Source organism: Agromyces seonyuensis (assembly GCF_009789225.1).
Classification (GTDB): domain Bacteria; phylum Actinomycetota; class Actinomycetes; order Actinomycetales; family Microbacteriaceae; genus Agromyces; species Agromyces seonyuensis.
In genome coordinates, this window is record NZ_WSTA01000058.1 from 1 (window position 1) to 24,817 (window position 24,817).

Genomic DNA, 24,817 nt, shown 5'->3' on the forward strand with positions numbered 1-24,817 from the left:
CGCGTCGTCCGGCCGCACGCCGTGGGCGACGTCGGTGAGCACCTCGGCGGCCTCGCGCCCGAGGGCGCGGTAGCGGGCGAGCTCGGCGGGCAGCAGGGAGGCGCGCGCGGCGCGCAGGCCGCCGCCGAGGTCGGCCTCCTCGACCAGGCCGTCCGCCGGGGGCGCGAGCGGCTCGTGCCACGGCACGCGCTCCAGGCGCGCCGCATCCTCGGGGTGGAGTTCTTCGGCGATGAGCCGGTCGGCCTCGTTGGCGGCGACCCGCAGCCGCTCGTCGTCGAGCGTCACGATGACGGCGAGCACGGGGTCGCCCGCGAGCGAGACGTGCGTGCGCACCCCGTCGAGGTACCACGCGAGCGCGCCGTGGCTGCGCAGCACGACGCCGCGGGCGCCGCGCTCGGCCAGGAGCGCACGGACCCGTTCGCGCTTCACGGCGCGATCGGCCGCGTCGGGACGGGAGACCGCATCGACGGCCTGCCCGGCGAGCTCCCCCGCCGGCTCGAGCACGACGCTCACGACCGTGCCGCCGTGCTCGCGCGCGCCTCGAGCCGCGGCTGGAAGAGCAGTTCGTGCTCGTCGGACGCCCCGCCGATGAGGCCGCGCAGCCGCGACCAGACCTGGGCGCCGAGCTCGGCGCGGGGCACCGAGAGCGTCGTGAGCGGCGGGGTGCCGAAGGCGGCGAGCGGGATGTCGTCGAAGCCCGCGACGGAGAGGTCGCCCGGGACGTCGACGCCGCGCTGCCGGAGGGCGGCCAGCAGGCCGAGGGCGACGAGGTCGTTGTAGGCGATGACGGCGGTGGCGCCGTCGGCGCGCTCGGCCTCCACGGCATCCGCGGCGGCGAAGCCGTCGTCGAGGCGGGAGCCGCACGGCAGCACGCGGATGTCGAGGCCCGGGTCGGCGGCCTCGGCCTCGGCGATGCCGCGCAGGCGCTCGGCGTTCGACGCGCTCTGCGCGGGGCCGGCGAGCACGGCGATGCGACGGTGCTCGAGGCCGACGAGGTGGTCGACGAGTTCGCGCACGCCGCGGGCGTAGTCGATGCCGACCTGCGGCACGGCGGCCCCGTCGAGGCGGCGGTTGACGACGACGACCGGTTCGAGTCGGGCGACGAGGGCGCGGAGCCGGTCGTCGGGCAGGCGCGGGGCGCACAGCACGACGGCGTCGCAGCGCTGGCGGGCCTCGAGGGCCGTGGCCTCCTCGTCATCCACGTGCTCGTCGGTGTCGGCGACGAGCACCCGGTAGCCGTCGGCCGCGGCGGCGACGCTGACGCCCTTGAGGATGCCCTGGAAGAGCGGGTTGCCGAGGTCGGGCACGACCATGGCGACGGTCTGGTTGCGGCCGCGCACGAGGCTGCGCGCCGCGAGGCTCGGGGTGTAGCCGAGCTCGGCGACGGCGCGGCGCACCTGCTTCACGATCTCGGGGTCGACGCTCGCCTTGCCGTTGAGCACGCGGGACACGGAGGCCTGCGACACCCCGGCGCGTTCGGCGACGTCGGCGATGGTGACGTTCGCGCTCATGGCCGGCTCCTTCCGTCGGATTGAGAAAACGTTTACCCGAATCTAGCGCGAAGTGTGGCCGAGATGCGCGATTTCGTTTACGCTCCTGCCGAGAAAGCGATTTCTCGCAACTGGGCATCACACCGTGAAGGAGACACGATGCGCATCCTCGTCACCGGCTCGTCGGGCCGCCTCGGCCGCAGTCTCGCGACCGAGCTCGGCGCCGCCGGGCACCACGTGTTCGGCGCCGACCGCAGCGCGGCCGGACTGGTCGGCGTCGACGAGCGCGAGCTCGACCTCGCCGACGCCGCGGCGACCGCGGCGCTGCTGGCCGACGTGCGCCCCGACGCGCTCGTGCACCTCGCCGCCATCGCCGTGCCGTTCAGCGCCCCCGAACGCACGATCCTCGCCGTCAACACGACGCTCGCCCACACCGTCTTCGAGGCCGCCCGCGAGGCCGGCGTCGGCCGCGTGCTCGCCGCATCGAGCCCCACCGTGCTCGGCTACGGCATCCCGCGCTGGACGCCCGCCGCCCTCCCGCTCGACGAGACGCACCCGGTCGCCCCGACGAACGCCTACGCGGTCTCCAAAGTCGTCATCGAGCAGCTCGTCGCGATGTACGCGCGCACCGCCCCCGGCGCGTGGGGCGTCTTCCGCCCCTGCTACGTCATCTCCCCCGAGGAGTGGGCGGGCGCGCCGACCCAGCAGGGCCACACCGTGTGCGAGCGGCTCGCCGACCCGGCGCTCGCCGCCGTCAGCCTCTTCAACTACCTGGATGCCCGCGACGCCGCGTCGTTCGTCGACGCCTGGCTCGCCGCCCCCGCCGACGCCGTGGACGGCGAGGTGTTCTTCGTCGGCGCCGAGGACGCCTTCGCCGCCCGCCCCGTCGCCGAGCTCGCCGGCGAGTTCGCGCCGGCCCTCGGCGAGCGCACCGCCGCCCTCACCGGCACGAAGCCCGTGTTCTCGCCCGCGAAGGCGGCGCGGATGCTCGGCTGGCGCCCGACGCGCAACTGGCGTGCCGAACTGACCGCGGCCGGCCTCGCCGTCTGCCCCGCGAACATCGCCGAGCGCGCCGCCGCCGACCTCGCCGCCGCCGCGGACGCCGTGCCGGCATCCGACGACACGACCGGGCCCGCCGTGCCCGCCGCTGCCTCCTCTTCCGCCGCCGCCCCGGATGCGTCCCGCATCCCCGAGCACGAATCGAGCCGTTCATGACCGCCCAGCCCCTCCGTTTCGACGGCGTCCTCTTCTTCCCGGTCACGCCGTTCGACCAGACCGGTCGCGTCGACGTCGACCTGCTGGCCGAGCACGTCGACTCCCGGCTGCCGTTCGGACCGGGCGGCGTCTTCCCGGCGTGCGGCACCGGCGAGTTCCACGCCCTCTCGTCGAGCGAGGTCGCCACCGTCGTGCGGGCGACGGTCGACACGGTCGCCGGCCGCGTCCCCGTCATCGCCGGCTCCGGCGGCGCCCTCGGCCACGCGATCGAGACGGCCCGCGCGGCCGAGGCGGCCGGCGCCGACGGGCTGCTGCTGCTGCCGCCCTACCTCGTCTCCGGCACGACCGCCGGGCTCGTCGCCTGGGTGAACGCGATCACCGCCGCGACGGAGCTGCCCGTCGTCGTCTACCACCGCGGCACGGCGCGCTACACGCCCGACGCCATCCGCCGTCTCGCCGAGAACCCGAAGGTCGTCGGCTTCAAGGACGGGCTCGGCGACATCGGCCTCGCCCAGGAGATCGTGCTCGCCGCGAACGGCACCGGTCGCGAGTTCGCGTTCTTCAACGGCCTGCTCACCGCCGAGCTCAGCCAGGGCGCCTACCGCGGCATCGGCATCCCCCTCTACTCGTCGGCCGCGTTCGCGATGCTGCCCGAGCTCGCCTCGCTGCACTACCGCGCTTACGAGGCCGGCGACGAGGATGCCCGGCTCGCGATGCTCCGGGAGTTCTACACGCCGCTGGTCGCCCTCCGCGACGAGACCCCCGGCTTCGGCGTCTCGCTCATCAAGGCGGGCCTGCGGCTCCGCGGCCTGCCCGTCGGCTCGGTTCGCCCGCCGCTCGTCGACCCGACGCCCGAGCAGGAGGCGCGGCTCATGGGCATCCTCGAGACGGGGCTCGCCCTCGCCGAGCGGTTCGCCGGCGCCGCGACGGCGGCCCGATGACCGCGCCGATCGTCGCTCTCGACACCCGGCTCCTCCGGGTGCCGCTGACGCGCCCCTGGGGCGAGGACGTGCGCGACCTCGGCGTCATCGCCGTGACCGTGCGCGACGCCGACGGCGCGCTCGGGCACGGCTTCTCGTGGACGCCGACGATCGGCGCCGAGGCCGTGCAGGCGCTCCTCGACCACGACATCCGCGACTTCGCACTCGGCCGCCCAGCCGACGCGGAACCCCTCTGGGACGACGTGTGGCTGCGCCTCCACGAGGCCGGCGGCGGCGGCATCACGACGATCGCGACCGCCGGCCTCGACCTGGCCCTCTGGGACCTCGCCGCCCGCCGGGCCGGGCAGCCGATCGCCGACCTCCTCGGGCGGCGACGCTTCGAGACCGAGGCCTACGGGTCCGGCGTGAACCTGCACTACTCGCTCGAGGAGCTCGTGGCGCAGACCGAGCGCTGGGTCGCCGCCGGCTTCGGCGCCGTCAAGGTCAAGGTCGGCTCCCCCGACCTCGCCCGCGACGCCGAGCGCCTCGCCGCCGTGCGGAGCATCCTCGGGCCCGACCGGCGCCTCATGATCGACGCCAACCAGCGCTGGGACGTGCCGACCGCGATCCGCGCGCTCGACGCGCTCGCCGCCTTCGACCTCGCCTGGATCGAGGAGCCGCTGCGCGCCGACGACCTGCCGGGGCACGTCGCGCTCCGCGCCGCCCTGTCGTCCGGGCCGCGCGTGCCGATCGCCCTCGGCGAGAACCTGCACACGGCCTACCGCTTCCGCGAGTTCCTCGACGCCGGCGTCGTCGACGTGATCCAGCCCAACGCGGTGCGCGTCGGCGGCATCACGCCGTTCCGCCGCATCGCCGCCCTCGCCGCCGAGCGCCGCGTGCAGGTCGCCCCGCACCTGCTCACCGAGCTCTCGGGGCGGCTCGCCATGACGCTGCCGCAGGAGTGCCTCGTCGAGGTCGTCGAGGACGCCTCCTTCGGCGAGCTCGGCGCACTCGCAGCCCCCGCCCCCGTCGAGGTCGTCGGCCACCGGCTCCGCGACACGGCGACGATCGGGCTCGGCCTGCGCTTCGCGGGCGGCCCCGACGACGAGGATGCTGCGAGCGCGGGCGTCGCGCCGCTCGCGGCCGCCCGCCCCTGACGCCCCCGGCCCGCACGCACCGCACCGCACCGCACGACCAGCACCGCCCGACCGGCACCGCCCCACCAGCACCGCCCGACCAGCACCGCCCGACCGCAACCGCCCGATGAGGGAGCAGAGAGCATGACCGACCAGCAGACCGCCACGATCGCCCCGACGTCGACCGAGGAGCTCGACCGCGTCGTCGCGGCCGCCCGGGCGGCGTTCGCCGTCACGGCCGGCTCGACCGCCGTCGACCGGGCCGCATGGCTGGACGCCGTCGCCGACTCCCTCGAGTCGAACCGGGAGGAGCTGGTCGGCCTCGCCGACGAGGAGTCCCACCTCGGACCGGTGCGGTTGAACGGCGAGCTCTCCCGCACGACGGCGCAGCTGCGCAAGTTCGCCGTCGCGGTCGCCGAGGGCTCCGCGCTCGAGGCGACGATCGACCACGCCGACCCGGCCGACACCCCGCCGCGGCCCGACCTGCGGCGCATCCTGCGGCCGCTCGGGCCGGTCGCGGTGTTCAGCGCGTCGAACTTCCCGTTCGCGTTCTCGGTCGCCGGCGGCGACACGGCGTCGGCGCTGGCCGCGGGCTGCCCCGTGATCGTCAAGGGCCACTCGGCGCACCCGCGGCTCTCGGCGCGCACGGCCGAGGTCGTCGCGGGCGCGCTCGCGGCGGCCGGCGCCCCCGCCGGGATCTTCGGCCACGTCGTCGGCCGTGCCGCGGGCACCGCGCTCGTCGTGCACCCGGGCATCCGCGCCGTCGGCTTCACCGGATCCCTGCACGGCGGCCGCGCCCTGTTCGACCTCGCGGTCGGCCGTCCCGACCCCATCCCGTTCTACGGCGAGCTCTCGGCGGTGAACCCCGTGCTCGTCACGCCCGCCGCGGCCGCCGCGCGCGCCGACGAGCTCGCGGCGGGCCTCGCCGCCTCGGCCACCCTCGGCGCCGGACAGTTCTGCACGAACCCGGGCGTCGTCTTCGTGCCCGTCGGCAGCGGCTTCGCCGAGCGCCTCGCCGCCGCCGAGGCGGACCTGCCCGACCAGGCCATGCTCACGGACTCGATCGCGACCGCCTTCGCCGACGGCGTGTCCGCCCTGGCCGCCCACGACGGAGTGCGGCTCGTCGCCGGTCCGAGCGCGCAGGCCGCGGGCCGCGGCGCGCCCGTGGTGCTCGCGACCACCGCCGCCGCGGTCGCCGCCGACCCCGACGCGCTCTACACCGAGTGCTTCGGGCCCTCGACCCTCGTCGTCGAGTACACCGACGTGGACGAAGCGCTCGCGGCCATCGCCCGCGTCGGCGGCAGCCTCACGGCGACCGTGCACGCGGAGGCCTCCGACGACCTCTCGGCGATCGTGCCCGTGCTGAGCGAGATCGCCGGTCGTGTGCTCTTCGGCGGCTGGCCCACGGGCGTCGCCGTGAGCTGGGCGCAGACCCACGCCGGCCCCTGGCCGTCGACGACGAGCATCCACACGTCGGTCGGTCAGAGCGCGATGCGCCGCTTCCTCCGCCCGGTGTCGTTCCAGGACGCGCCCGAGGCCGCGCTGCCTCCGGAGCTGCAGGAGTCCAACCCGCTCGGCATCCCCCGCCGCGTGGACGGGGTGCTGCACGCGGCCGAGTAGTCTCGATCCTCGTGCGCCCCGGCGCGCGGGCAGGAGGGACGACCGATCATGGGCGCTCCCGCGTATCTGCTCGCCGCCACACCGCCGCGTCTCGCGGTGAGCGGTCTCGGCGTCGCTCTGCCGATCCTCGCCGTCGAGTCCGGCGACGGACTCGCCCTCGGCGGCGCGCTCGCCGCCGCGGCGCTCGGCCCGAGCATCCTCGCCGCGCCCGTCGCCGGCGTGCTCATGGACCGCGCCCGGCGCCCCGGCCGCTGGGTGGCGCTCGCGGGCTTCGTGCTCGCCGCGGCCTACGCCCTCGCAGCGTTCCTCGGCCCCGTGCCGTTCTGGGCCGTGTGCGTCGCGCTCGCGATCTCGGGCGCCTTCACGCCGTTCACGATGGGCGGGCTGTCGAGCTTCGCGCCGTCGGTCATCGCCGAGGAGCGCCGCGCGTTCGCGGTCGACGCGCTCGCCTACAACACGGGATCGGTCGTCGGGCCGGCGCTCGTCGCGGCGACGGCCGTCGTCGGATCGGCTCGGCCTGCGCTGCTGCTGCTCGCCGCCCTCGCACTGCTCGGCGTCGGCGGCGCCGCGCTCGCCAAGCTGCGGCCACGGGCGCCGCACGACGAGCGCACCGGGGTCCTCGCGGAGATCCGCGCCGGGCTCGCTCACATCACCCGGCATCGGCCGATCGCGCTCGTCACCGCATCCGGCACGATCAACCAGTTCGGCGCCGGCGCGCTCGCGATCTCGGCCGTCGCCCTCGCGATCGCCCTCGTCGGGGATGCCGCCCGCGGCGCGGTCATCGTCACCGCGTTCGCGATCGGCGGGCTCGTCGGCGCACTGTGGGGCTCGGCCCGCCCGAGCCGTCGCCCGCCCGAGTGGGGCATGGGCGTCGGCTTCGCCGCAACGGGCGCCTTCACACTACTCGCCGCGCTCGACTTCGGCTTCGTGTGGGCGGTGCTCGCGATTGGCGTCTCGGGCCTGTTCACGGCCCCGAGCTCGGCCGCGATGCTCGTGCTGCGCACCCGCCAGTCCCCGCCTGCGCTGCGCGCACAGGTCTTCACCGTCGGCTCGGGGCTGCGCGCGGCCGCGAGCGCCGCAGGCGCCTTCGTCGCCGGCCTCCTCGTCGAGGACGCCGGTTGGGGTGCGGCCGCCATCGTCGTCGCGATGGGCCTCATCTGGATCATCTCGGGCGCGATGCTCGCCTGGTACCCGAAGGATGCCCCGCGCCTCGACACGACGGCCTGAGCCGCCTCACTCGAGGTTGTCGACCGGCGTCCCGGGATCGAGCGGGTCGCCCTCGCTCGCACTCGTCACGTCGTCGCCGTCGGCCGTTCCCGGCGCGCCGGACGCGGACTCCTCGGCGGCCTGCTCCGCCGCGGCGCCGGGGCCGACGGCATCCGGGTCGTCGGGATCGATGTCGGAACGGGGATCGACGTCGTCGAAGGGTTCGGAGGCGCGGTGTCGGTTCATGCGGCGATGCTCCGCCCGGGCGATCGGCGCCGCAACGGGGTTGACAGCGCGCGCCGCCGTCGTCGTCCTCCCGACCGAGCAGCCGGCCCGGGTCGAGGAGGGCCGCGTCGGGCGGGCGGGGGCACGGCCCGCCCGACGCGGTCGGCCGTCGCTCCGTCCGCTCCTCGGGGGGTCGAGCGGACGCTTCCTCCTGAACGACGGCGGGGATGCCCGGGTCAGACCCGGGCGAGTCCTGCGGCCGGAGCCGGCACGGCATCCAATTCGAGGTCGGCGATCAGCACCGGCATCCCGGTCGCGAGCGAGCGGTTGCCCGCGATGCCCACGGCGACGGCCTTGACGCCGTCGGCGTACCCGGCGACGCGGCCGAGCGGCGCATCCTCGCGGACCCGGCGGAACAGGTGGTCGAGCAGGTACGCGTCGCCCCCGCCGTGGCCCCCGATGCCGTGCTCGATGGGCACGACGTCGGCCGGTTCCCAGTGCCGCTGCACGAGGAGGCGCTCGCCGGGGCGGCGCTCGCTCGTCTCGCCGTAGCGGCCGGGGTTCGCCGACGGGTCGAGCACGATCCGGCCGTCCTCGCCCGGGAGCACGGCGCCCCGCTCGACGACCTCGAGCTCGGCGCGGCCGGCGGTGCCGTTCACGGTGACGCGGTAGCCCTCCCACGGGGCGTGGGCGTTGAGGGAGTAGCTGAGCGTCGCGCCGCTGTCGTAGTCGACGAGTGCCGCGAGGTTGTCCTCGATGGTGATGCCCGGGTCGAAGACGTCGCGGTCGCGCACGTAGCCGTCGTGGTGCTCCTGGTCGAGGTAGAGCGCCTTGAGCCGTTCGTCCGCCGCGAGGTCGAGGGCGAACGGGTCGCCGGTCGCGCCGGTGCCGCGCTCGGGCCGGGCGCCGAGGCCGCGGGCGGCGGCGTTCTCAGCGCCGTAGAAGCGCAGGCCGCCGCTCGCGAACACGCGCACGGGCGCGGCGTCGATCCACCAGTTGACGAGGTCGAAATGGTGGGCGGCCTTGTGCACGAACAGGCCGCCGGAGTTGGCCTTGTCGCGGTGCCAGCGGCGGAAGTAGTCCGCGCCGTGGACGGTGTCGAGCGCCCACTCGAAGTGCACGCTCGTGACGGCGCCGATGCGCCCGGACGCGACGACCTCGCGCAGCGCCGAGTTGCGGGGGCTGTAGCGGTAGTTGAACGTCGTGATGACCTCGCGGCCCGTCTCGGCGATCGCGGCGCCGATCGCGCGCACGGACTCGGCGTCGATCGTGAGGGGCTTCTCGACGGCGACGTCGGCTCCGGCGTGCAGCGCGCGCACGATGTACTCGGCGTGGGTGAAGTCGGGCGTCGTGATGATCACGCGGTCGATGCGCTCGGCCGCGATGGTCGACTCGAGGTCGGCGACGTCGAAGCGCACGGGCGCCGGATGACCCGCGGCGGCGAGTTCTGCGTCGTAGACGTCGAGCCGGCCGGGGTTCGGGTCGGCCCAGGCGACGAGCTCGGCGTGCTCGGGCACGTGCTCGGCGCCGAGCTGCGTCCCCGCGAGGGCGTTCAGGTACATGCCGGCGCGGCTGCCGGCCCCGATCAGTGCGTAGCGTTCGCGGTCTGCCATGCGTCCTCCTCGACGAGCGAGCGCCGCGGACCGGTTCGGCCGGGCGTCGGGAAAACGTTATCCCAAACCCGCCGGAGGCGCACCACGCATCCGGTCGGATCGCGCCGATCGGCTCCCGCGGCCCTGTCGAGCGCTACGATTCCACCCAGCCGGCCCGGTTCGGGGGCCGCAGCCCGGCCGCCGCGCGGCCGCCACGGGAGGGACCGATGATCGGATCGCGCACGCCCGCGACGCTCCACGACGTCGCACGCGAAGCGGGCGTCTCGCTCGCGACGGCGTCGCGCTCGCTCAACGGCTCGACGCGCAAGGTCAACGAGGAGTATCGGCAGCGCGTCCTCGACGCCGCCGAGCGCCTCGGCTACACCCCGAACCTCCAGGCGCAGGCCGTCGCCCGCGGCACGAGCTCGACCGTCGCCCTCGTCGTCGCCGACATCGCCGACCCCTACTTCTCCTCCATCGCCGCCGGCGTCGTCGCCGAGGCCGATCGCGAGCACCTCATCGTGACGATGACGGCCACCGATCGCGACCCCGACCGCGAGCTCGACATCGTGCGCCAGCTGCGGGCGCAGCGCCCGCGCGTGCTCGTGCTCGCGGGCTCCCGACCCGGCCCGGACGGCGCCGCCTCCCCCGCGCAGCTCGCCCTCGACGCCGAGCTCGACGCCTACGAGCTCTCCGGCGGGCGCGTCGTGCTCGTCGGCGGCGAGGATGCCTCGCGCCGCACCGCCACCCTCGACAACTTCGCCGGCGCCGCCGCCCTCGGCCGCGCCCTCGCGGGCCTCGGTTACCGCCGCTTCGCGGTCGTCACGGGCGACGAGGGGTTGCGCACCGCAGAGGATCGGCTCGCCGGGTTCCGCGCCGGCATCCTCGAGGGCGGCGGCGGGCTCGCCGACACCGACGTGCTGCGCACCCCCTTCACGCGCGACGGCGGCTACGCCGCAGTACGGGATCGGATCGCAGCCGGCCTCGACGGCGTCGAACTGTTCTTCGCGACGAACGACGTCATGGCGGTCGGCGCACTCTCCGCGATCCGGGATGCGGGGCTCGCGCCCGGCGCCGACGTCGCGGTCGCCGGCTTCGACGACATCCCCGTCGCGAGCGACGTCACCCCGCCGCTCACGACGGTGCGCGTGCCGCTCGCCGAACTCGGCCGCCGCGCGCTGCGCCTGGCCCTCGACGAGGATGCCGGCGATGCCGCGACCCCCGTCACCACGGAGGTCGTGCTCCGCGCGAGCACCCCGCCCCGCGGCTGACACCCGCTCGCCGCCGCCCCGCACCCACGCGCACCCCCGCGCCCGCACGCCTCGCGCCCGCACGCCCCGCGCCCCGTCCCCTCCACCGCCCCGCGAAGCATCCATGACCCGCGAGGCATGCAATGCGCCAGGCCCATGGCTCAAGCTGCTCTTGCATCGAACGGTCGCAGATCGTCGCTTCAGCGGACCTCGAAGCGACGGTTTGCGACCGTTCGACGCCTCGGGGTGCCGCAGGCACGCCCCAAGCGGGCGGGCTGGCGGGCGGGTGAGGGGGCGAGGGAGCGGGCGAGGGAGCGGGCAGGGCAGGTCGGGGCGAGCGAGCCGCCGCTCCCATTGAACGGGAGGCCGGTCGGCGCGGTGCGCTTGCGCCGCCGCGGGCGCCGTGGCACACTCCGGTAAACGCTTTCCCAGCCGTGATCCCACCGGCGGGGCGATTCGAAGAGGAGTCACCATGTCGACCCAGACCATCGGCATCATCATGAACGGCGTCTCCGGACGCATGGGCTACCGCCAGCACCTCGTGCGCTCGATCCTCGCGATCCGCGAGCAGGGCGGCGTGCTGCTCGCCGACGGCGAGACGCGCGTGCAGGTCGAGCCGATCCTGGTCGGCCGCAGCGAGAAGAAGCTCGCCGACCTCGCCGCCAAGCACGGCATCGAGCACTGGACGACCGACCTGGCATCCGCCCTCGCCGACGACCGCTGGCAGATCTACGCCGACTTCCTCGTGACGAAGGCCCGCGCGAGCGCGATCAAGCAGGCCATCGCCGCCGGCAAGGCGATCTACACCGAGAAGCCGACCGCCGAGAGCTTCGAGGAGGCGCTGGAGCTCGCCCGTCTCGCCGACGACGCCGGCATCAAGAACGGCGTCGTGCACGACAAGCTCTACCTCCCGGGCCTGCAGAAGCTCCGCCGTCTCATCGACTCCGGCTTCTTCGGGCGCATCCTCTCGGTGCGCGGCGAGTTCGGCTACTGGGTCTTCGAGGGCGACTGGCAGGAGGCCCAGCGCCCGAGCTGGAACTACCGCGCCGAGGACGGCGGCGGCATCATCAGCGATATGTTCCCCCACTGGAACTACGTGCTCGAGAACCTCTTCGGCCGTGTCGAGTCGGTCTACGCGCAGGCCACGACCGAGATCCCCGTGCGCGTCGACGAGCGCGGCGAGCCCTACGAGGCGACCGCCGAGGATGCCGCGTACGCGATCTTCCAGCTCGAGGGCGGCATCACGGCGCAGCTCAACTCGAGCTGGACCACCCGCGTCAACCGCGACGAGCTCGTCGAGTTCCAGGTCGACGGCACCCACGGCTCGGCCGTCGTCGGCCTCTTCGGCTGCAAGATCCAGCCGCGCAACGCGACGCCGAAGCCCGTCTGGAACCCCGACCTCGCCGACGCCCACGACTACGACGGCGACTGGATCGAGAGCCCCGGCAACCGCGAGTTCGAGAACGGCTTCAAGACGCAGTGGGAGGGCTTCATCCGCCACGTCGTCGAGGACGCCCCGAACGAGTTCGACTTCCTCGCGGGCGCCCGCGGCGTGCTGCTCGCCGAGGCGGGCCTGCGCTCCTCGGCCGAGGGCCGCCGCATCGAGCTGCCCGAGGTCACCCTCGACGGCATCTCGGTCGAGGCCGGCCTCGCCGCCGCAGCGGCCGCCGAGCCGGTCGCCGCGCCCGTCGCCGACGAGGTGCGCTGACCATGTCGGAGCTCCTGCTGCTCGGCGAGGACGGCGTGCTGACCCGCGCCGGCCTCGCCGAGGCATCCGCTTTCGCGAAGCCGACCGGCCCGCTTCGCTCGCGCGTCGCCTACGCCGCCGCCCACGTGGTGCCGAAGGCCCACGCCGACAACACGCCGGGCCGCCCGGCCGACATCGACTGGGACGCGACGCTCGACTTCCGCCGCCACGTCTACTCGTGGGGACTCGGCGTCGCCGATGCGATGGACACCGCCCAGCGCAACATGGGCCTCGACCCGGCCGCCGTGCGCGAGCTCGTCACGCGCACCGCCGAGACGGCGCGCGAGGCCGGCGGTTCGGTCGTCGTCGGCGTCAACACCGACCACCTCGAGCACGAGGATGCCTCGCTCGCCGAGATCGTCGACGCCTACAAGTCGCAGCTCGCCCACGCCGAAGATGCGGGTGCCGGCGTCGTGCTCATGGCGAGCCGCCACCTCGCCCGGGCGGCGCGCGCGACCGAGGACCCGGCCGCCGCCTACCGCCGCGTCTACGGCGAGGTGCTCGCCGCGGCCGGCGCGCCCGTCGTGCTGCACTGGCTCGGCACGGCGTTCGACCCGCAGCTCGCGGGCTACTTCGGCTCCGACGACTGGTCGGCCGCGGCCGACACGCTCGTGGCGATCATCGAGGATGCCCCCGAGCGGGTCTCCGGCGTCAAGATGAGCCTTCTCGACGCCGACGCCGAGATCTCGGTGCGCCGCCGGCTGCCGGCATCGGCGCGCATGTTCACGGGCGACGACTTCCACTACGTCGGGCTCATCGAGGGCGACGGAGTCGGGCATTCGGATGCCCTGCTCGGCGCCTTCGCGGCCCTCGCGCCGAACGCGTCGGCGGCGATCCAGGCGCTCGACGCGGGCGACCTCGACGCGTACCGGCGCATCCTCGGCCCGACCGAGGCGCTCTCGCAGCAGGTGTTCGCGGCGCCGACGTACTACTACAAGACGGGCGTCGCGTTCCTGGCCTGGCTCAACGGCCACCAGGGCGCGTTCCAGATGGTCGGCGGGCTGCACGCTGCGCGCAGCCTCCCGCACCTCTCGCGCATCGTCGAACTGGCGAACGCCACCGGCGCGCTCGAGCGACCCGAACTCGCGGCCGAGCGCTGGAACGGGCTGCTCGCCCTCAACGGGCTGCACGGCTCGGATGCCCGTGCCGCCGCCTCCGCCGCCGACCTGATCGGAGCCCGCGCATGACGCACCCGCGCCTGTCCATGAACCACGCCACGATCAAGCACGCCGACTTCGACGCGGCGCTCGCCGCGGTGACGGCCGCCGGCTACGAGTCGTACGGCACCTGGCGCGAGCCCGTGCAGGCGATCGGCCTCGCCGAGGCTGCGAAGCGGTTCGCCGACAGCGGCCTGCGGCTCTCGACGCACTGCCGCGGCGGGTTCGTCACGATGCCCGAGGGCGAGGCCCGTCGCGCGGCGATCGCCGACAACCTCCGCGGCATCGAGGAGACGGCGACGCTCGCCGCGGCCGGCGCACCGGGCTCCCGCGCGGTGTTCGTGCTCGTCGCGGGCGGCATCCCCGCCGGTGAGACGGGCATCGCGGATGCCCGCGCCCGCTTCGCGGACGCCCTCGCCGAACTCGCCCCCGAGGCCGAGGCCGCCGGGGTGACGCTCGCGATCGAACCGCTGCACCCGATGTACGCGAGCGACCGCGCCGTCGTCTCGACGCTCGGGCAGGCGCTCGACCTCGCCGCGCCGTTCGACCCGGCCGTCGTCGGCGTGACCCTCGACACGTTCCACGTGTGGTGGGATCCCGAGGTGCTGCCGCTCGTCGCCCGCGCCGGCGCCGAGGGTCGCATCGCGACCTACCAGGTGTGCGACTGGAAGACGCCGCTGCCCGCCGACGTGCTGCTCGGCCGGCACTACCCGGGCGAGGGCGTCATCGACTTCGCGTCCATCACGGCCGCCGTCGAGCGATGCGGTTACGACGGCGACGTCGAGGTCGAGATCTTCAACGAGGACGTCTGGTCGAGCCCGTGGGATGAGGTGGCGGCCCGCACCGCGACCGCGTTCGACGCGGCCGTCGCGCCGTACCTGACCGCGACGGCGATTCCGACGCTGGTCGAGTAGCGGCCCGCTGGTCGAGTAGCGAAGCGTATCGAGACCCGCGCTGCAGCGTGCGGGTCTCGATACGCTCGCTGCGCTCGCTACTCGACCAACGGGGACAGCCACCGCTGGTCGAGTAGCGCGAAGCGCGTATCGAGACCTCTCATCTCCGCCCGGTCTCGAGACGCTCGCTGCGCTCGCTACTCGACCAACGAGGACAGCCACCGCTGGTCGAGTAGCGCGAAGCGCGTATCGAGACCTCTCATCTCCGTCCGATCTCGATACGCGTTCGCTACTCGACCGACGGCGTCACGGCTGCAGCCGGATGAGGGCGCAGTCGTCGATCCAGGGGCGGCCGAGCATCCGGTCGACGAGCCAGGCGCGGCTGAACGCACCGCGCGTGATCGCCGGGCCGAGGTGGTTGAGGGCGGTGCCGCCCGAGCTCGCGAGCTGGATCACGGGGTCGTAGTCGACGTCGACCCCTGCCCTGCACCAGTCGACCGCGAGCTGACGCGCCTGGCCGTGGGCGACGATGTCGTCCTTGGTGCCCGTGACGATCTGGACCGGGATCGCCGGGGTGAGCCGGCCGATCTTCTGGGCGTCGACGGCGGCCTTCGCGGCGGGCACCCGCTGGGCGAGGTCGTGCAGGGACTGGCCGCTCGTCGTCCACGAGCTCGTCCTGGTGAACGCCGTGCCGGAGCGCAGGATCAGGTCGCCGATGCACTGCGTCGAGAGCGAGGCGAGGGTCGCCTGCCCTTGCGGAGTGATCTCGGCGGCGAGCGCGGCCTGCATCTCGGGCTCGTACTGGGAGAGCCCGTTGAGCGCGAACCCGATGACGCCCATGATCGCCGTGCCGTCGGCCGACTTCATGACCTCCATCAGGTCGGCGGGCGGGGCGCCCGCGTGCGCTGCCTTGAGGCTGAGCTCGGGCGCGTAGGTCGGGGCGAGCTCGGCGGCCGAGGCGGTCGCACCGCCGCCCTGCGAGTACCCGTAGAGCCCGATGGGCGAGGCATCCGTGACGCTCGCACCCGGCACCTGCTTCGCAGCGCGCGCCGCGTCGAGCACGGCGTGGCCGGAGTCGAGCCGCACGACGTAGGAGTGCACGCGGTCGCTCATCCCGAGCCCGATGTAGTCGGTGACGACGACGGCGATGCCGCGGGCGAGGAAGGCGTAGATCTGCGGGATCTCGTAGCCGATCGCGATCGACTCCGAGTCGAACACGAGGCCCTGCTGGAGGGTCTGCGACGGCGCGCAGCCGTCGCCCTGGCCCTGGGTGCCCGCGGCGAACGAGACGAGAGGGCGGGGTCCGCCCTCGCGCCAGGACCCGCTGGGCTCGAGGTACGTCCCGGTGACGGCGACGGCGTTGCCGTCGGCGTCGGTCGATTCGTACATGATCTGCGTCGCGGTGGCCGGCAGCGGCGCGGTGCTCGCTCCGGTCTTGACCTGGACCGCGAGCTTCATCGGCGCCGTCTTGACGAGCGCGCCGTTCGCCCCCGGCAGGTCGGCCGGCGGATCGTAGAACGAGCCGGCGGCCTGGGCCGGCGCGGCGACGGCGAGACCGGCGACGAGTGCGGTGAGCGCACCGAGCACGGCGATTCGGACAGTACGGCGCATGAGTCCTCCATTGGGCTGAACGCGTTGGGCACTGCTGCTCCGCCACCACGATGTGACGGGCCGTGGGCGAATCTGCCGGTCCGGGCCGAGATCGACGGCGATTTGCACGATGTCGACAAACGAAGCCGAGGAGAACTCCGCTTCACTTGTGCCGTCTTCGACAGCTGACGGAAACTTCCCCGGACTTCTGCCGACGCCCTCCTGCCGGCCGCACGCCGCCGGCGACCGACGGGTCGCCCGATAGCCTCGGAGCATGACCTCGCACGCTCCCGCCGACCCCGTCTCCACCGCGACCCTCGCCGCGAAGGGGCTGCGCTACGAGCTCGTCGACACCGCCGACCGCGCTGCCCACGGACGCTGGATCGATGCCGACCTGCGCGGGTTCCACCGGGCCCGCCCGGAGGAGGCGAAGCGCGAGGCGCTGCTCGATGCGCACGGTGCCGACCGCACGATCGGCGTCTACGACGACACGATCATCGACCCTGCGACGCCGATCGCGACCGTGTCGGGGTGGACGAGCGAGTTGACGATGTCCCCCGACCGCACGCTGCCGGCGTGGGCGATCTCCTCCGTGACCGTCTCCCCCACGCACCGCCGCCGGGGCGTCGCGCGCGCCATGCTCGAGGGCGAGCTCCGTGCGGCGCACGCCGCCGGGTTCCCGCTCGCGATGCTCACCGTCACCGAGGCGACGATCTACGGCCGGTACGGATTCGCGCCCGCCGCGCAGGCCTCGACGATCACCGTCGACCGCGCGGCGGCGCGTTGGAACGGCCCGGAGGCGCCCGGGCGCATCCACTTCGTCGAGCCGGGCGACGCCGACGCGACCCTCCGCGACGTCACCACCCGGGCGACCCGCCGGACGCCGGGCGAAGCCGCCCGCGCCGAGGCCGACCACCGGCACCTCTTCGGCCGCATCGAACCCGCGGGCGAGGAGGCGCGGGCGACCCGCGTCGCCCGCTACGACGATGCGCAGGGCCGGCCCCGCGGCTTCGTCGTCTACCGGGTCGTGCGCACGCCGCCGAAGCGCGGCAGCGTCGAGGTCGACCGATTCGTCGCCGTCGACGACGAGTCCGAGCGGGCGCTCTGGCGCTTCCTCGTCGAGCAGGACTTCGTGGAGCGGATCGTCGTGCCGCTGCGCTCGATCGACGACCCGCTGCCGTGGCTGCTCGCCGACCCGCGCGCCGTCTCGTTCGCTTCCCACGTCGACCATCTGTGGGTGCGCGTGCTCGACGCCCCGCGTGCCCTGTCGTCCCGCCGCTACTCGGCCGCGGGCGCCCTGGTGCTCGACGTCGAGGACCCGGCGGGCTTCGTCGACGGAGCGGTCCGGCTCGAGACGGATGCGACCGGCGACGCGACCGTCGAACGGCTCGGCGATGCGATGGTCATCGGCGACGCACCGCGTCTCGTGCTCGGCGCACCGGAGCTCGCGAGCATCCTGCTCGGCGGCGTGCGCGCGTCGGTGCTCGCGGCAGCCGGTCGCATCGACGGATCGCCCGAGGCGCTCGCCCTCGCCGACCGGATGTTCGCGGCCGAGCGCACGCCCCTGCTTTCGTTCTGGTTCTAGGCGGCCCGGGGTCCGCCGCGGCGGACCCCGGCTCCGCCGACGCCTACTCCTGCTCCTGCCGGGGGAAGACGACCTTCTCGACGACGATGATGAGCGAGGCGGCGACCGGGATCGCGACCAGGGCGCCGAGGACGCCGCCGAGCGCCGCGCCGGCGACGGCCGCGACCACGACGAGCGCGCCGGGCACCGCAACGGCCCGCGTCATGATGCGCGGGCTGATGAAGTACGCCTCGACCTGCATGTAGACGAGGTAGTAGATCGCCGAGACGAGCGCCGTGAGCGGCGAGGCCGCGAGGCAGACGAGCGAGATGATGATCGCGCCCGTCAGGGTGCCGACGAGCGGCACGAGCGAGGCGAGGAACGCGATGAAGGCGAGCAGGATCGGTGCGGGCGCCCCGATGATCGAGAGGAAGATGAGGCTCAGCACGCCGTTGACGGCGCCGAGCGAGGCCTGCCCGATGACGTAGCGGCCGACCGATCCCGTGACTTCCCCGGTGACCTCGTTGAACTTGGGACGCGAGGTGCGCGGCACGAAGCGGGCGGCGTAGTGCAGGAACGAGCCCAGCGAGGCGAGGAAGTACAGCGAGAGGATCAGCACGATGATCGCGCCGGTCACGCCGCCCGCGATGCCCGCGCCGACGGCCAGGACGCCGCCGCCGAGGCTCGCGATGTTCGCCGGATCCGTGACCCACGCGACGATCTGGTCGACGGCCGCGTCGCCGTCGAAGCCGACCTGTTCGCCGACGCCGAGGAGCCACACCACGAAGTCGCTGTGCTCCACGTTGGAGACGATCGTGCGCCAGTTGTTGACGAGGTAGGTGATCTGCTCGACGAGGATCGGCGCGATCGTCGCGACGAGGATGCCGATGACGACGAGGATCGCCCCGAAGACGGTGAGGATGCCCGCCCAGCGCGGCATGCCGAACTTCGACTGCAGTTTCGAGACGATCGGATCGAGGCCGAGCGCGATGAAGAGCGCGAAGACGACGTAGAGGATGACCGTGCCGAGCTGGCTGACGATGCCGCCGAGCACGAGGGCGAGCAGCACGCCGATCGTGCCGATGAAGCCGATGCGGAAGGCGTGCACCCGCACCTCGGGCTGACGGCCCGGCTGGTCGTCGGGCCCGGCGGCGACGGTGACGGCGGGCTGCGGACGGGGCGGCCCGGCGGTGCGGCGCCCGGCTCGACGGCGGAGGGGACTCATGCCGCAACGCTAGACCCGAGGGCCGAGCCTCCGATACCGCCGCGCCCCGAACCGGCCGCCGGGAACGCGAACGCCCCCGCGCTCTCGCGCAGGGGCGTCCGGCACCGCGGTCGCGGCTCGGTCGTGCTCGAAGCAGCTCAGGCGTGCTCGAAGGTGAGGCACTCGGCCTCGGCGCCGCCGATGCGCACGGACGCGGCGCCGCACTCGAGGTGGTCGTTGTGCAGGCAGTCGCTGCGCTGGCAGGCGCCGACGTGGGTGAGCACCTTGTCGAGGCCGCCCTTGACGGTGAGCGGGATGAACGTCGCGCACGTCGCGTCGGCGCCCGTGCCGCCGACCGTGACGGCGGCGGCGTGGCAGTGCGAGTGGTCGTTGTACGAACAGCCGGCGACCGAGCATTCGGCGACGGCGGGCAGTTCGGCGAGGTCGGTCATGGCGGGCTCCCGATGGCTCCGGGGCGACCCGCGTGGCCGCCCGATCCCCTCACGGTACGCCCGCACCCCGGCGGTAAGGGAAGCCTGACGCGCGGAAAACTCCCAGATCATCCAGGATTTCCGAGTTAGGCGAGCCTCACCTTTCCGTCACGCCCGCACCGATCGCGGCCGCCCCCGGGGAAGCAGGGCCCGCATCCACGACGACGAGTTCGACGCCGCCCGCTGCAGCCGGCTCCGCGAGGAGCGGGAGCGCCCGGCCATCCGTGACGACGGCGTCGAACTCGGCGAGCGCGCCGATCGTGCCGAGCCGCCGGATGCCCGCCTTCGACCCGTCGACGACGAGGATGCGCCGCACGGCGGCACCGAGCATGGCGCGCTTGACCTCGGCTTCGGGGAGGTTGAGGTTCGTCACGAGGCCGTCGCCGTCGACGCCGTTGCAACCGAGGATCGCGACGTCGGCGTTGAGCCCGGCGAGCAGCGTCGTGCCGAGCGGGTTGACGAGCGAGTGCTGGAGGGGGCGGAGCGTGCCCCCGGTGACGACGACCGTGAAGCGCGGGATCGCGGCTTCGAGTTCGAGGGCGATCGACAGACCGTTCGTGATGACGGTGACGCCGACGAGGTCGGTGCGGGCGACGAGGGCTCGGGCGACGGCGAGCGCGGTCGAGCCGACGTCGAGCAGCACCGACTCCCCCGGGCGGATGCGCGCGGCCGCGGCGACGCCGATCGCGCGCTTGATCGCGGCATCGCGCTCCCCGGTCTGCTCGAGCGAGGTCTCGCCGCCGAGCGAGCCGGTCGCGGTGGCACCGCCGTGGACGCGGCGGACGAGGCCCGCGGCGTCGAGCGCGGCGAGGTCCGCACGGACGGTGACCTCGCTCACGCCGAGTTCGAGGGCGGCGTCGGCGACGCGGAGGAACCCCGCGCTGCGCACCGCGGCGACGAGGGCCGTGCGGCGGCCCTCGGGCGGGAGCACGGCGGCGCGGTCATCCACGGACGCTTCGAATCTCGTCGAAAACGAACGGCTGCATTTCGATATCGTAAGCCCATGCCCATCGACTCCGCCACGGCACGCATCGTGCAGCGTCCCACCACGCTCGCCGACGGCCGCGACCTCATCTACTTCGACGACGCCGACACGACCCTCGGGCCCGAGCGCGCCGTCGACGAGCGCGAGCTCGACCCCCGGCCGGCCACCGCGACGATGCGGCAGGACGTCCTGACGGGCGACTGGATCTCGGTCGCCGCATCGCGCCAGAACCGGGTCATGCTCCCGCCGGCCGAGGCCGACCCGCTCGCGCCCCAGACCCCGACGAACCCGAGCGAGATCCCCTCGCGCTACGACGTCGCCGTCTTCGAGAACAAGTCCCCCTCCTTCGGCCCGGGCCTGCCGGGGCTCGAGGCGGAACGCCCGCTCGCGGCCCCCGCCCCCGCAGGACTCGCGGACCTCGCCGACCTCGGCTTCGAGCGCACGCGCGCGAGCGTCGGCCGGTGCGAGGTCGTGTGCTTCAGCCCCGAGCACACCGGGTCGCTCGGCGGCCAGTCCGTCAGCCGCGTGCGCACCGTGATCGAGGCGTGGGCCTCGCGCACCGAGGCGCTCTCCGCGCTGCCGGGCGTGCAGCAGGTCTTCCCCTTCGAGAACCGCGGCGAGGCCATCGGCGTCACCCTTCACCACCCGCACGGCCAGATCTACGCCTACCCGTACGTCACGCCCGTGACGAAGCGACTCCTCGCGAGCACCGATCGACTCGGCCCGGGCCTGTTCGCCGACATCCTCGCCCGCGAGCTCGCCGGCCCGCGCGTCGTGCTCGAGGGCGAGCACTGGGCGGCCTTCGTGCCGTTCGCCGCCCGCTGGCCCCTCGAGGTGCACCTGCTCCCCAAGCGCCACGTGCCCGACTTCGCCGCGACGAGCGGGGCCGAGCGCGACGAGCTCGCCGTGCTGTACCGCACGCTCCTCCGCGGCGTCGACCGCCTCTACGACACCCCGACGCCCTACATCGCCGCCTGGCACCAGGCGCCGGTGCACGTCGGCCGCGACGCGCTCCGTCTCCACCTCCAGCTCACGAGCCCGCGCCGCGCCGCCGACAAGCTGAAGTTCCTCGCGGGCAGCGAGGCCGCGATGGGAGCATGGATCGCCGACGTGCCGCCCGAGGCCGCCGCTGAGCGCCTCCGCCTCGCCATCGCCCGGGTCGAGGCCGAGGCATGACCGCGAACATCACGACCCCCGAGGAGCGCCCGAGCATGACCGTCACCGACCAGGGCACCGCCGCCCGTTTCGCCGATCTCACCGGCCGCGAGCCCGCCGGCGTCTGGAGCGCCCCCGGGCGGGTGAACCTCATCGGCGAGCACACCGACTACAACGCCGGTTTCGTACTGCCCTTCGCGATCGACCGACGCGTCGCCGCGGCCGCGGGCTTCCGCGACGACCGCGTGCTGCGCGTGGCGACCGAGCTCGACGGGCAGACCCTCTCCGCCGAGGCTTCCATCGACGACCTGCTCGCCGACGGCGGCGAGGCCGCGCTCGAGGGCTGGTCGGCGTACCCGCTCGGCGTCGCCTGGTCGCTGCTCGCCGTGGCGGCGGAACGCGGCGCGGAGTTCGTCGCGGGGCTCCGCGGCATCGACCTCGTGCTCGCCACCGAGGTGCCGGTCGGCGCCGGCCTGTCCTCGTCGGCCGCAGTCGAGGCGTCCACTGCCGTGGCCCTCGACGAGCTGTGGGGCCTCGCCCTCGGCCGCGAGCTGCTCGCGCGCGTCTGCCAGCGCGCCGAGAACGTCGCCGTCGGCGCCCCGACCGGCATCATGGACCAGTTCGCCTCCCTGTTCGGCGCGGCCGATGCCGCCGTGTTCCTCGACTGCCGCTCGCTCGACGCCGCCGTCGTGCCGCTCGGCCTCGCCGAGCACGGCCTCGAGGTGCTCGTCGTCGACACGCGGGTGGCGCACCGGCACGCCGACGGCGGGTACCGCTCGCGTCGCGAGGCGTGCGAGGCGGGGGCCGCGGCGATGGGCGTCGACACGCTCCGCGACCTCGACGTCGAGGACCTCGAGCGCGCCGCCGAGGTGCTCGACCCGGTCGTGTTCCGTCGGGTGCGCCACGTCGTCACCGAGAACCGCCGCGTGCTCGACACCGTGCGCACGCTCCGCGAGCAGGGCGCCCCGGCGATCGGGCCGCTCCTGGACGCCTCGCACGTCAGCATGCGCGACGACTTCGAGATCTCGGTGCCCGAGCTCGACCTCGCCGTCGAGACGGCGCAGGCGAGCGGCGCGCTCGGCGCGCGGATGACCGGCGGCGGCTTCGGCGGCTCGGCCATCGCCCTCGTGGCCGCGGACCTCGTGCCCGCGATCTCGGCCGCGGTGCTCGCCGCGTTCGCCGAGGCCGGCTACGCCGAGCCGAAGGTCTTCACGGTGCACCCGGCGGACGGCGCCGGCCGGCTCGTCTGACGCGCGAGCGGCATCCTTCCCGGACACGCCCGGGCGACCTCATCTGCAGGCCGCCCGGGCGTCGTCGCGGGTAGAATGTTCCGTCTTGTCGCACGAGGGGGACGCATCATCAGCACGACCGGCAGCACGTCAGCCACCACACCGATCGCCCAGGAGCAGGCGGCGCTCGAGCGCATCCGCGTCGCCGTTCACTCGCTCGTCGAGCGCGAGACGTCGCAGCTCGCGACGGCGCTCGCCTCCAACGGCGAGGGCCTCAACCTGACCGAGCGCGACGCGCTCGTCGCCCATCACGAGCAGCGCCTCCAGGGCCTGCGCACCGCCCAGTACGGGCTGCTCTTCGGCGGCGTCGAGACCGACGAGGGCGAGCGCTTCCGCATCGGCCGCATCGGCCTGACCGACCCCGAAGACGGCTCGCGCCTCCTCGTCGACTGGCGCGCCCCCGTCGCCCGCCCCTTCTACACGGCGACGCCGCTGCACCGCGAGGGGCTGAAGGTGCGCCGTCGCGTCACCTCGACGGACCGCACGGTCACGGCGGTCTACGACGAGCCGCTCCGCCTCGAGGAGCTCGAGGACGACCAGTCCGCGGGCGACGCGGCCCTGATGGCCGCGCTCGACCGCCCGCGCTCGCAGCACATGGGCGACATCGTCGGCACCATCCAGCGCGAGCAGGACGCGATCATCCGCGGCCCGCTGCAGGGCACGCTCGTCGTGCAGGGCGGCCCCGGCACCGGCAAGACCGCGGTCGCGCTGCACCGCGCCGCCTACCTCCTCTACGAGCACCGCAACAAGCTCGCGAAGTCGGTGGTGCTCATCGTGGGGCCGAACAACCGCTTCCTCGACTACATCTCGCAGGTGCTCCCCTCGCTCGGCGAGGACTCGGCCGTGCTCGTCACACCGGGCACCCTCGTGCCGGGCGTCGTCGCGAACGCGCAGGACACCGCCCCGGCGGCGGCCTTCAAGGGCGCGCTCTCGATCGCCGCGGCGCTCAAGCAGGCCGTGCGCGCGTACGAGGTGCCCTCCGAGGGCGCCCGGATGCTCCGCCCCGCCGGTCTGAAGCCCATGCGGCTCGACGGGCAGCTGCTGCGCCGCGTCCGCACGCGCGGCCGCTCGGGCGGCGTCGCGCACAACAAGGCGCGCCCGCAGTTCGAGAAGGCGCTGCTGACCGAGATCCTCCGGCTCGAGGACGCCGAGCACGGCGAGTCGAGCATGGAGGACTGGGAGCGCCGAGCCGACTGGGCCGAGGACCCCGCGGTGCAGGAGCTCTTCGACGAGCTCTGGCCGCTGCTCGACCCGGCCGACGTCGTCCGCGACCTGTTCGCCGACCCGAAGCGCTTCGACGCCGTATTCCCCCGGGTCGAGCCGGGGCTGCGCGCCGCCCTCCTGCGTTCGCGGGAGGCCGAGCTCACGACGGCCGACGTGCCGCTCGTCGACGAGGTCGCCGAGCTCCTCGGCGAGGACCCCCGGCCCGGCGCGGCGCGCGCCGCGCGCGAGCGCATGGAGGAGGCGGTGCAGCTCGAGTACGCCGCCGGCGTCATCGACCGCGTCGCCAACACGACCATGGAGTCGCCCGACGTGCCGGTGAGCATCGTGACGGCGCAGGAGCTCGCCGCCCGCCAGGTCGCGGGTGACGACCGCACCCCCGCCGAACGAGCGATGTCGGACCGCGAGTGGGTCTACGGCCACATCATCGTCGACGAGGCGCAGGAGATCAGCCCGATGCTGCTGCGCGCCCTCATCCGCCGCTGCCCGACGCGCTCGATGACCCTCGTCGGCGACGCGAACCAGTACACGGCGACGGAAGCCCCGTTCACCTGGGCGGGCCTGCTCGACCCGCAGGTGCCGCGCTGGTCGCGCACCGACCTCACCGTGAACTACCGCACGCCCGGGCGCATCATGAGCCTCGCGACCGACGTGCTGCGCCGCGTCGACCCCGCTGCGCCGGAGCCCTCGTCGGCCCGCGAGGGCGACCACGAGCCCGTCGTCGTGCGCACCGCGGCCGACAAGCTCGGCACCGCGACGCTGCAGGCGGCGCGCGAGGCGCTGGATGCCGCGACCGGCACCGTGGGCGTCATCGCGCCGCGCGCGGCGATCTGGGCGCTCGCGCCGCTGCGCGCCGAGACGGCCGCG

At 74.4% G+C, this 24,817-nt stretch carries 20 protein-coding genes and 1 pseudogene; 13 read left to right on the plus strand and 8 right to left on the minus strand.

Going from position 1 to position 24,817, the window contains the following annotated elements:
- A pseudogene (locus GB864_RS12595) lies at positions 1–513 on the minus strand (M24 family metallopeptidase); the annotation flags it as partial.
- Positions 510–1,511: a LacI family DNA-binding transcriptional regulator gene (locus GB864_RS12600; RefSeq protein WP_160425579.1), complete on the minus strand. Its 1,002-nt coding sequence runs from the start codon at positions 1,509–1,511 to the stop codon at positions 510–512. The pseudogene GB864_RS12595 and the gene GB864_RS12600, both read right to left, overlap by 4 nt.
- 138 nt (positions 1,512–1,649) lie before the next feature.
- On the opposite strand from GB864_RS12600, the gene GB864_RS18780 reads away from it, so the two are divergent.
- The 5 genes from GB864_RS18780 to GB864_RS12625 all read left to right on the plus strand — a co-directional run bounded on the left by GB864_RS18780 (position 1,650) and on the right by GB864_RS12625 (position 7,608).
- Positions 1,650–2,705, plus strand: coding sequence for an NAD-dependent epimerase/dehydratase family protein (locus GB864_RS18780; protein WP_160425581.1), 1,056 nt, complete (start codon positions 1,650–1,652; stop codon positions 2,703–2,705).
- On the plus strand, positions 2,702–3,646 hold the full coding sequence (locus GB864_RS12610) for a 5-dehydro-4-deoxyglucarate dehydratase (protein WP_160425583.1): 945 nt from the start codon (positions 2,702–2,704) through the stop codon (positions 3,644–3,646). Before GB864_RS18780 ends, GB864_RS12610 begins: the two co-directional genes overlap by 4 nt.
- Positions 3,643–4,782 carry a mandelate racemase/muconate lactonizing enzyme family protein gene (locus tag GB864_RS12615; RefSeq protein ID WP_160425584.1) on the plus strand — a complete coding sequence of 380 codons (1,140 nt, stop codon included), beginning with the start codon at positions 3,643–3,645 and terminating at the stop codon, positions 4,780–4,782. The genes GB864_RS12610 and GB864_RS12615 overlap by 4 nt, the downstream gene beginning before the upstream one ends.
- 123 nt (positions 4,783–4,905) lie before the next feature.
- Positions 4,906–6,381, plus strand: a complete 1,476-nt coding sequence (locus GB864_RS12620; protein WP_160425586.1) for an aldehyde dehydrogenase (NADP(+)) — start codon at positions 4,906–4,908, stop codon at positions 6,379–6,381.
- A 48-nt stretch (positions 6,382–6,429) separates the two neighbouring features.
- Positions 6,430–7,608, plus strand: a complete 1,179-nt coding sequence (locus GB864_RS12625; RefSeq protein WP_160425588.1) for an MFS transporter — start codon at positions 6,430–6,432, stop codon at positions 7,606–7,608.
- A gap of 6 nt (positions 7,609–7,614) precedes the next feature.
- On the opposite strand, the gene GB864_RS12630 is transcribed toward GB864_RS12625, so the two are convergent.
- A complete protein-coding gene (locus GB864_RS12630; RefSeq protein ID WP_160425590.1) occupies positions 7,615–7,833 on the minus strand; it encodes a hypothetical protein in 219 nt (72 codons plus the stop codon).
- Between the two features lie 215 nt (positions 7,834–8,048).
- Positions 8,049–9,425, minus strand: a complete 1,377-nt coding sequence (locus tag GB864_RS12635; protein ID WP_160425592.1) for a Gfo/Idh/MocA family protein — start codon at positions 9,423–9,425, stop codon at positions 8,049–8,051.
- A gap of 206 nt (positions 9,426–9,631) precedes the next feature.
- Between GB864_RS12635 and GB864_RS12640 the strand changes: the two genes are divergently transcribed.
- From GB864_RS12640 to GB864_RS12655, 4 genes are all read left to right on the plus strand, one after another.
- Positions 9,632–10,675, plus strand: a complete 1,044-nt coding sequence (locus GB864_RS12640; RefSeq protein ID WP_160425593.1) for a LacI family DNA-binding transcriptional regulator — start codon at positions 9,632–9,634, stop codon at positions 10,673–10,675.
- Between the two features lie 451 nt (positions 10,676–11,126).
- Entirely contained in the window at positions 11,127–12,362 is a 1,236-nt protein-coding gene (locus GB864_RS12645; RefSeq protein WP_160425595.1) for a Gfo/Idh/MocA family protein, read from the plus strand.
- 2 nt (positions 12,363–12,364) lie between these two features.
- Positions 12,365–13,588 (plus strand): DUF993 family protein, encoded by a 1,224-nt coding sequence (locus GB864_RS12650; protein ID WP_160425597.1) that lies wholly within the window; start codon positions 12,365–12,367, stop codon positions 13,586–13,588.
- A complete protein-coding gene (locus GB864_RS12655) occupies positions 13,585–14,472 on the plus strand; it encodes a sugar phosphate isomerase/epimerase family protein (RefSeq protein WP_160425599.1) in 888 nt (295 codons plus the stop codon). Before GB864_RS12650 ends, GB864_RS12655 begins: the two co-directional genes overlap by 4 nt.
- Before the next feature lie 285 nt (positions 14,473–14,757).
- On the opposite strand, the gene GB864_RS12660 is transcribed toward GB864_RS12655, so the two are convergent.
- Positions 14,758–16,062: a lipase family protein gene (locus tag GB864_RS12660; protein WP_160425600.1), complete on the minus strand. Its 1,305-nt coding sequence runs from the start codon at positions 16,060–16,062 to the stop codon at positions 14,758–14,760.
- 253 nt (positions 16,063–16,315) lie between these two features.
- On the opposite strand from GB864_RS12660, the gene GB864_RS12665 reads away from it, so the two are divergent.
- Positions 16,316–17,626 (plus strand): GNAT family N-acetyltransferase, encoded by a 1,311-nt coding sequence (locus GB864_RS12665; RefSeq protein ID WP_160425601.1) that lies wholly within the window; start codon positions 16,316–16,318, stop codon positions 17,624–17,626.
- A 43-nt stretch (positions 17,627–17,669) separates the two neighbouring features.
- Here GB864_RS12665 and GB864_RS12670 read toward each other — a convergent pair whose 3' ends face one another.
- From GB864_RS12670 to GB864_RS12680, 3 genes are all read right to left on the minus strand, one after another.
- Positions 17,670–18,830 (minus strand): AI-2E family transporter, encoded by a 1,161-nt coding sequence (locus GB864_RS12670; protein ID WP_160425602.1) that lies wholly within the window; start codon positions 18,828–18,830, stop codon positions 17,670–17,672.
- A gap of 137 nt (positions 18,831–18,967) precedes the next feature.
- A complete protein-coding gene (locus GB864_RS12675) occupies positions 18,968–19,261 on the minus strand; it encodes a DUF1540 domain-containing protein (RefSeq protein ID WP_160425603.1) in 294 nt (97 codons plus the stop codon).
- 136 nt (positions 19,262–19,397) lie between these two features.
- Positions 19,398–20,249 (minus strand): DeoR family transcriptional regulator, encoded by an 852-nt coding sequence (locus tag GB864_RS12680; protein ID WP_160425604.1) that lies wholly within the window; start codon positions 20,247–20,249, stop codon positions 19,398–19,400.
- Positions 20,250–20,303: 54 nt separating this feature from the next.
- Between GB864_RS12680 and galT the strand changes: the two genes are divergently transcribed.
- From galT to GB864_RS12695, 3 genes are all read left to right on the plus strand, one after another.
- Positions 20,304–21,461: a galactose-1-phosphate uridylyltransferase gene (galT, locus tag GB864_RS12685; RefSeq protein WP_160425605.1), complete on the plus strand. Its 1,158-nt coding sequence runs from the start codon at positions 20,304–20,306 to the stop codon at positions 21,459–21,461.
- 35 nt (positions 21,462–21,496) lie between these two features.
- Entirely contained in the window at positions 21,497–22,690 is a 1,194-nt protein-coding gene (galK, locus tag GB864_RS12690; RefSeq protein ID WP_160425607.1) for a galactokinase, read from the plus strand.
- A gap of 75 nt (positions 22,691–22,765) precedes the next feature.
- A partial coding sequence (locus tag GB864_RS12695; protein WP_160425606.1) for a HelD family protein occupies positions 22,766–24,817 on the plus strand: 2,052 nt, incomplete at its 3' end.

Bases quoted from the DNA above. Each gene is read 5' to 3' on its own strand.
- GB864_RS12655 (WP_160425599.1), top strand. From the start codon at position 13,585: ATGACGCACCCGCGCCTGTCCATGAACCACGCCACGATCAAGCACGCC.
- GB864_RS12635 (WP_160425592.1), bottom strand. From the start codon at position 9,425: ATGGCAGACCGCGAACGCTACGCACTGATCGGGGCCGGCAGCCGCGCC.
- GB864_RS12625 (WP_160425588.1), top strand. From the start codon at position 6,430: ATGGGCGCTCCCGCGTATCTGCTCGCCGCCACACCGCCGCGTCTCGCG.
- GB864_RS12645 (WP_160425595.1), top strand. From the start codon at position 11,127: ATGTCGACCCAGACCATCGGCATCATCATGAACGGCGTCTCCGGACGC.
- GB864_RS12640 (WP_160425593.1), top strand. From the start codon at position 9,632: ATGATCGGATCGCGCACGCCCGCGACGCTCCACGACGTCGCACGCGAA.
- GB864_RS12660 (WP_160425600.1), bottom strand. From the start codon at position 16,062: ATGCGCCGTACTGTCCGAATCGCCGTGCTCGGTGCGCTCACCGCACTC.
- GB864_RS12650 (WP_160425597.1), top strand. From the start codon at position 12,365: ATGTCGGAGCTCCTGCTGCTCGGCGAGGACGGCGTGCTGACCCGCGCC.
- GB864_RS12665 (WP_160425601.1), top strand. From the start codon at position 16,316: ATGACCTCGCACGCTCCCGCCGACCCCGTCTCCACCGCGACCCTCGCC.
- GB864_RS12620 (WP_160425586.1), top strand. From the start codon at position 4,906: ATGACCGACCAGCAGACCGCCACGATCGCCCCGACGTCGACCGAGGAG.
- GB864_RS12615 (WP_160425584.1), top strand. From the start codon at position 3,643: ATGACCGCGCCGATCGTCGCTCTCGACACCCGGCTCCTCCGGGTGCCG.
- GB864_RS12610 (WP_160425583.1), top strand. From the start codon at position 2,702: ATGACCGCCCAGCCCCTCCGTTTCGACGGCGTCCTCTTCTTCCCGGTC.
- GB864_RS18780 (WP_160425581.1), top strand. From the start codon at position 1,650: ATGCGCATCCTCGTCACCGGCTCGTCGGGCCGCCTCGGCCGCAGTCTC.
- GB864_RS12600 (WP_160425579.1), bottom strand. From the start codon at position 1,511: ATGAGCGCGAACGTCACCATCGCCGACGTCGCCGAACGCGCCGGGGTG.
- GB864_RS12675 (WP_160425603.1), bottom strand. From the start codon at position 19,261: ATGACCGACCTCGCCGAACTGCCCGCCGTCGCCGAATGCTCGGTCGCC.
- galT (WP_160425605.1), top strand. From the start codon at position 20,304: ATGCCCATCGACTCCGCCACGGCACGCATCGTGCAGCGTCCCACCACG.
- GB864_RS12630 (WP_160425590.1), bottom strand. From the start codon at position 7,833: ATGAACCGACACCGCGCCTCCGAACCCTTCGACGACGTCGATCCCCGT.
- GB864_RS12670 (WP_160425602.1), bottom strand. From the start codon at position 18,830: ATGAGTCCCCTCCGCCGTCGAGCCGGGCGCCGCACCGCCGGGCCGCCC.
- galK (WP_160425607.1), top strand. From the start codon at position 21,497: ATGACCGTCACCGACCAGGGCACCGCCGCCCGTTTCGCCGATCTCACC.